Origin of the sequence: Nonomuraea deserti, from assembly GCF_004348685.1 — a bacterium.
GTDB classification, from domain to species: domain Bacteria; phylum Actinomycetota; class Actinomycetes; order Streptosporangiales; family Streptosporangiaceae; genus Nonomuraea; species Nonomuraea deserti.
Genome location: NZ_SMKO01000320.1, coordinates 1 through 6199 on the forward strand (window position 1 = coordinate 1; position 6199 = coordinate 6199).

The 6199-nt window shown below is 70.9% G+C and carries 7 protein-coding genes; 1 reads left to right on the top strand and 6 read right to left on the bottom strand.

What is annotated here, in order from left to right; all coding sequences use genetic code 11:
• From E1292_RS48925 to E1292_RS48945, 5 genes are all read right to left on the bottom strand, one after another.
• The coding region (locus E1292_RS48925; protein ID WP_246090997.1) for an EI24 domain-containing protein at positions 1 to 745 on the bottom strand (745 nt) is incomplete at its 3' end.
• Between the two features lie 10 nt (positions 746 to 755).
• Positions 756 to 1337: a Maf family protein gene (locus tag E1292_RS48930; protein ID WP_132606645.1), complete on the bottom strand. Its 582-nt coding sequence runs from the start codon at positions 1335 to 1337 to the stop codon at positions 756 to 758.
• A 16-nt stretch (positions 1338 to 1353) separates the two neighbouring features.
• Complete coding sequence (locus tag E1292_RS48935) at positions 1354 to 1974, bottom strand: DUF937 domain-containing protein (RefSeq protein ID WP_165975159.1); 621 nt, start codon at positions 1972 to 1974, stop codon at positions 1354 to 1356.
• Between the two features lie 66 nt (positions 1975 to 2040).
• On the bottom strand, positions 2041 to 3987 hold the full coding sequence (ftsH, locus tag E1292_RS48940) for an ATP-dependent zinc metalloprotease FtsH (RefSeq protein WP_132606647.1): 1947 nt from the start codon (positions 3985 to 3987) through the stop codon (positions 2041 to 2043).
• 38 nt (positions 3988 to 4025) lie between these two features.
• Entirely contained in the window at positions 4026 to 4787 is a 762-nt protein-coding gene (locus tag E1292_RS48945; protein ID WP_132606648.1) for a hypothetical protein, read from the bottom strand.
• A 170-nt stretch (positions 4788 to 4957) separates the two neighbouring features.
• Between E1292_RS48945 and E1292_RS48950 the strand changes: the two genes are divergently transcribed.
• Positions 4958 to 5920, top strand: coding sequence for a DUF3616 domain-containing protein (locus tag E1292_RS48950; RefSeq protein WP_246090999.1), 963 nt, complete (start codon positions 4958 to 4960; stop codon positions 5918 to 5920).
• Here the strand turns inward: E1292_RS48950 and E1292_RS48955 are convergent.
• On the bottom strand, positions 5910 to 6199 hold a 290-nt coding region (locus E1292_RS48955), incomplete at its 5' end, for an aminoacyl-tRNA hydrolase (RefSeq protein ID WP_220447441.1). The two genes, E1292_RS48950 and E1292_RS48955, sit on opposite strands and share 11 nt — an antisense overlap.

The window sequence follows — 6199 nt, forward strand, 5'->3', positions numbered from 1 at the left end:
CGGGTGCAGGGCTGGGGGTGGGAGCCAGGCGGGTGCGTACGAGGAGGGCGGCGCCGGCCACGGCGGCGGGCATGGCGATGACCGCCACGAACGGGATGAGGAAGAGCAGGAACACGGCCACCCCGAACCCCAGCGTGGCGGCCTTGTTGGCGCGGAGGAGGGCGAAGCGTTCCTTGCGGACCATTCCGCGCCGCTCCAGGGCCAGCGTCGTGAGCTCCACTGTCATGAAAAATCCGGAAACGGCCGCTCCCAGCACCGGCACCACCGTCTGCCCCACCACGGGTACGAACCCGAGCGCGAACAGCGGAACCGTGAAGAGCAGCACGTAGAGCAGGGTGACCAGGCTGTCGCGGATGGACCGCGGCAGCGTGCGCCACCAGGGCTGCTCGTCCTCCGTCTCCAGCACGTCGACCGCCGCCGACAGCTTCTCGTAGAAGGGGTCACCGATCACCAGCGTGAGCGCGACGAACGTCAGCACCGCCAGCGCCAGCCCTCCGAGGAACAGGGCGACGCCCACGAGCGCGCGGAACGCCTCCCGCCAGCTCCACGAGTCGGCGAACGGCGTCAGGAACGCGGCCAGATCGGTCGCGTGGGTGCCGAGGAAGATCAGCGCGACCACGTAGACGGCGAACGCGATGACGGCCGGGATGAGCCCGAACAACCACCAGCGCCTGTTACGGGAGACCCAGCCGAACCCCTGGAGGAAGAAGCCCACGCCGGAGAAGAAGTCGCGCACTGATCGCATGTCCGGCAGGCTAACGCCAGAAAGCCGTCACCGCGTAGCCGAGCTCCGCGAACAGGTCTCGAAGGAGCGGCAGCGAGATGCCGAGCACGTTGCCGTGGTCGCCCTCGATCCCTTCGACGAACCATCCGCCGCGCCCTTCGATGCTGAAGGCTCCGGCCAGGCCGAGCGGCTCGCCGGTGTCGACGTAGGCGGCGATCTCCTCGGGGGAGGGCCGGCCGAAGTGCACCACGGTGGTGGCGGTCTCCGCCGCCTGCCGGCCGGCGACGACGTCGATGACGCAGTGACCGGTGACGAGCCGGCCCGTGCGGCCCCGCAGGAGCCGCCACCGCTCCAGGGCCTCCTCGGGCGTGGCCGGCTTGCCGTAGGGGCGGCCGTCGAGCTCGAGGATCGAGTCGCAGCCGATGACCAGCCCTTCGTCCAGCCCGCTCGCGACCGCCTCGGCCTTGGCCTTGGCCAGCACCAGGCTGAGCGCCGCCGGGGAGTATGCCGTATAGGCCTCCTCGTCGACGCCGCTGACGATGACCTTGGGGTCGAGGCCCGCACTGCGCAGGAGAGCCAGGCGGGCGGAGGATGCTGAGGCCAGAACGATCACTCGCACAGCCTACCGGTCACCAGTCCGGGGTCGCTGTGCCCGGTGTGATCTCACGCCTGCTCGCGTTCCTGTGGCCGCGGGTGAGGGCCGCCGTGTCGTACGGGCTGGTCCGCTGCGCGGGCGTGGCGCCGAAGATGCCGTCGAGCAGGGTCGTGACGAGGTCACCGAGCTTCGCGGGAAGGGTGGACCGTTCGTGGTCGAGCTCGTCGGCCAGGGCGCGCGCGTCCAGGTTGCGCCGGGCGGCGCGGTCGGCGAGCAGCGACATGATCATGGGGGCGACGAGCGGCAGCAACTTCATCATGGCCCCGGGGTGCACCGCGGCGAGCTGCGACAGCCCGGTTGCCGCCCGCTCGGTGCCCTGTCCGCCGAACACGTGGCCGAGGATGCTGTGGCCGTCGCGGGTCAGCGAGGCCACGTCGCCGTTGAACGGGTCGGTGTCCTTGTGCTCGTCCAGCGCGCTGAGCAGGGCGTCGGCGCCGTCAAGGTGCTCGGCGTCGCGGGCCATGCCACCGATGATCGCGCCCGCGACGGCCTGGGTCACGATGCGGGCCGTGGCCGGGTCGGTGCCGAGCATCCCGGCGACCTGTTCCAGCCCTGAGTCTCCGAGCCCGGCGAGAAGCTCGTCAGTCAGTGTCACGACAAGTCCCCCGATCGTTGTCCGAACATCTGCCCCGGCCGCGATCGGCGTCAACGTCCGGATTGCCTAATTCTCGGAAAATTCCCTCGGCCGGCTCCCGGCGGTGGCGGCGGTCTGGCTCGGCAGGCCCGCGGCGGCGTACGCGCCGGCCTCGTCGAGGGTCTCGTGCTCCAGCAGGGCCTCCACGATCGCGTCGAGCTTGTCGCGGTTCTCGCCGAGCACCTGGACCGCGCGCTCGTAGCACTCGTCCACGATGCGCCGCGCCTCCTCGTCGACCATGGCGAGCGTGACGGGCGAGGCCTGGGGCTGCTGGCCGTCGTTGGGCAGGATGGTCAGCGGGCCGATCTTCTCCGACATGCCCCAGCGGCCGACCATGCCGCGGGCGATCATCGTGACCTGTTCGAGGTCGTTCTCGGCGCCGGTGGTGATGACGCCGAACACGACCTGCTCGGCCGCCATGCCGCCGAGCGCGCCGGTGATGCGCCCGCGCAGGTATTGCTCGTCGTAGGCGTAGCGGTCGCTGTCGGGGGTGGACAGCGTGACGCCGAGCGCCCGGCCGCGCGGGATGATGGAGATCTTCCTGACCGGGTCGGCGCCCGGCTGGAGCATCCCGAGCAGCGCGTGCCCGGCCTCGTGGAAGGCGGTCCTGGTGCGCTCGTCCTCCGGCATGACGATGCTGCGGGCCGCGCCGAGCTGCAGTTTCTCCAGCGCGTCGGTGAAGTCGGCCGTCGCGACCCTCTCCTTGCCGCGCTTGGCGGCGAGCAGGGCCGCCTCGTTGACGAGGTTGGCCAGGTCGGCGCCTGTCATGCCGGGGGTGGTCTTGGCGAGCTGGTCGAGGCTGACTTCTGGGTCGAGCGGCACGCCCCTCGTGTGCACCGCCAGGATCGCGGTGCGGCCGGCCGCGTCGGGCAGGCCCACCTGCACCGTACGGTCGAAGCGCCCGGGACGCAGCAGCGCCGGGTCAAGGATCTCGGGGCGGTTGGTGGCCCCGATGACGATCACGCCCTCGGCCCCGGAGAAGCCGTCCATCTCGGTGAGGATCTGGTTGAGCGTCTGCTCGCGCTCGTCGTGCCCGCCGAGGCCGCCGGCGCCGCCCCTGGCCCGGCCGATGGCGTCGATCTCGTCGATGAACACGATCGACGGCGCCACCTTCCGTGCCTCCTCGAACAGGTCGCGCACGCGCGAGGCGCCCACGCCGACGATCATCTCGATGAACTCGGAGGCGCTGGCCGAGAAGTACGGCACCTTGGCCTCGCCCGCGACCGCCCTGGCCAGCAGCGTCTTGCCGGTGCCGGGAGGGCCCGCGAGCAGCACGCCCTTGGGCAGCTTCGCGCCCAGTCTGCGGTATTTGTCGGGGTCTTTGAGGTAGTCGACGATCTCGACGAGCTCGTTCTCGACCTCGTCGATGCCGGCGACGTCGTCGAACGTGACGCGCACCTGCCCGGCCTCGACCGGCTTGGCCGCCTTCGACTTGCCGAGCCCGCCCAGGCCGCCGCCGCCCATCATGCTGGCGCCCCGCCGCATGATCCAGATCCACAGGCCCGCCAGCAGCAGCACGGGCAGCAGCGACAGCAGCAGGTTGGAGAAGAACCCGCGCGTGATCGGCTTGGAGGTGATCTCGACCTGCCCGGCGGCCAGCTGCCGGTCGAGCTGGTCGGTGTTGGCGAAGGCCGGAATCTCGGTGGCGAACTTGGTGTAGGACTCGCTGCTCTCGGGGTTCTTCGCCGCCGACCTGAGGTCGCCCTCGACGGAAAGACCCTCGGCGTAGATGTCCTTGACGTTCTTCGCGTTCACCTGCTTGGTGAACTCGGTGTACGAGATCGTCTCGACCGAGCCGCTGTCGACGAACGACGAGACCACGAAGAAGGCCGCGTACACGATGACAAGGGTGGCGGCGAACCGCCACCAGTTGATCTTGGGTCGCCCTCCGGGTGTGCCGGGCAGACCTTCCGAGCGCCAGGGCGGCTTGCCCTTGCGGTTGTCGGATGCCTGCGGCGCTCCAGAGCGTTCCACGGCGTCACTCCCCCAAATCGCCGCATTCAATGATCTTTCTAGCCTAGAACACGCACCCCTGCGGCCACGCGGCCGACATCGGACCAGTGCTTTCGCTGCGTGTCAGGCACTGTGACGAACGCCAGGCCGGGCTTGCTCATTCCCCCGTCCATGACGACGACAGCCGCCCGGGAGGAGTGTTTTCCGTACTTAACCCGATAAATCAGCATCCATCCGCGCTTGACCGGTTGCGCGGCCAGCCAGGTGATCCGGGAGCCCTTGGGGTGGTGGTTGAGCGTCCAGCGGGCGGCCAGCAGCGCCGTGTCGCGCGGCGACTTCTGCTCCATGATCGGGAGCGGGCAGGTCACCAGGATCCCGCGCAGGCTCGTGCCGCGCTGCCTGGGCAGCACCTGTTTGGTGGTGAACGGCGCCGGGTTGTGCGCCTTCCACGGCCGGCCCAGCCGCGGCACGGCCAGCCCGGTGCGCCGGTCCTTGAGGACCAGCCTGGCGGGCGGGCGCGGTTTGATCTTCCTGATTTCGGAGGTCAGCTTGGGGACGCGCGGGTCGGCGTACAGGGCCTCCATGGCCGTGTAGCCGGGCGCGAGCGAGGCGCTGGGGGTGGGTGACGCCTTCGCCGCCTGGACGGGCTCGCCGACCTCGGGGGAAGGTGCGGGGCCGGACGAGGACGGTGCGGCCGGCGGCGCGGTTACCGGCCCCGCCGCGACCTCGTCCGGCCCTGACGGGAGCACCACCACGACCAGCGTCACGGCGACGGCCGCGACGGCGGCGGCCACGGCGAGCCCCCGGTACACCACCCGCATGCGGAGATCACCGATGCGGGAGCGTTTGGGCGGAGAGTCAGGGATCCAAGGTCTGGAAGCGGTTCTCACGCGGGAACCCTTGATCTCATCTTCCCCATCGAGCACGAGCGGAGCGTACGACATATCCCGCCATGGCGTCCTCGAAGCGACCGAAGTGCAATCATGGCGTCGTGGAACAGGTGGAGCTGCGCTTCGATCAAGCCTCCAGAGCAGCCCAAACCCATACAAACCTCTCAGCGATCAGGCAGAGCGCGACCGGCCTCTGGATCGCCGGCGACGAGACCGCGACATTCGAGCACCTGGCGTGGACCGGCGACCACTTCGGCGCCCAGCGCACGTTCGAGCTCGCGGACTACGTCGACCTCCCGGCCGGCCCCGTGGACGAAGCCGACATCGAGGGCCTCGCCCGCGCCGACGGCCACCTCTGGCTAGCCGGCTCGCACAGCCTCAAGCGCAGGAAGGTCAAGTCGAAGGACCCCGCCAAGGCCGCCGACCGGCTGGCCACGGTGGTCAGGGAGGAGAACCGCTTCATCCTCGTACGCCTGCCGCTGCTCGACGAGCAGACCCCGGGCCGGGGGGCGATCCTGTCCGGCGGGCAGGGCCTCACCACGCACCTGCGTGACGACCGGCACCTCGGAGCGTTCCTCGGGCTGCCCGGCAAGGACAACGGGTTCGACGTCGAAGGCATCGCCGTCGTGTCCGAGCAGGTCTACCTGGGGCTGCGCGGCCCCGTCCTGCGGGGCTGGGCGGTCGTGCTGGAGCTGCGGCTGGACGACGCGGGCAGCGGGCGGCTGCGGTTGCGCGAGCCGTATCGCAAACACTTCCTGGACCTGGACGGGCTCGGCGTGCGGGACCTGTGCCCCGACGGCGACTCGCTGCTGGTGCTCGCCGGGCCCACCATGAGCCTCGACGGGCCCGTACGCGTGGTCCGCTGGCGGCCGGGCCGGCGCCGGGACGTCGTTCCGGCCGACGAGCTCGAGACGGTGCTGGAGCTGCCGTACGGCGCCGGCTGCGACCACCCCGAAGGGCTGGCGCCGCTGGCCGGCGGCCGGCTCATGGTCGTCTACGACAGCCCGTCGCCCGCGCGCGTCACCCCGGCCGGCGGCGTGCTGGCCGACGTTTTCACGCTCTGAAGACGCGCCCTGCGAGCCAGGGCGCGTCCGCGACGAACGTGCACGAGCCCGGCTCGATCTCGGTGAACCCGGCGTCGCGCACGACCGGCAGCCCGGCGGCCACCTTGGCGTCGAAGTCGCCCAGCGCTGGGGCCCGGCGCACCGACACCGCCATCCCGCGCTCCCGCCAGGCGGCACGCTCGTCCGCGTCGCAGGCCCACCACGCGAGCTGGGCGGCGTGCCCGGCCTGCGCCATGGCCTTGCCCGCGGACATCTCCAGCTTCGGGTTCTCCCACAGGG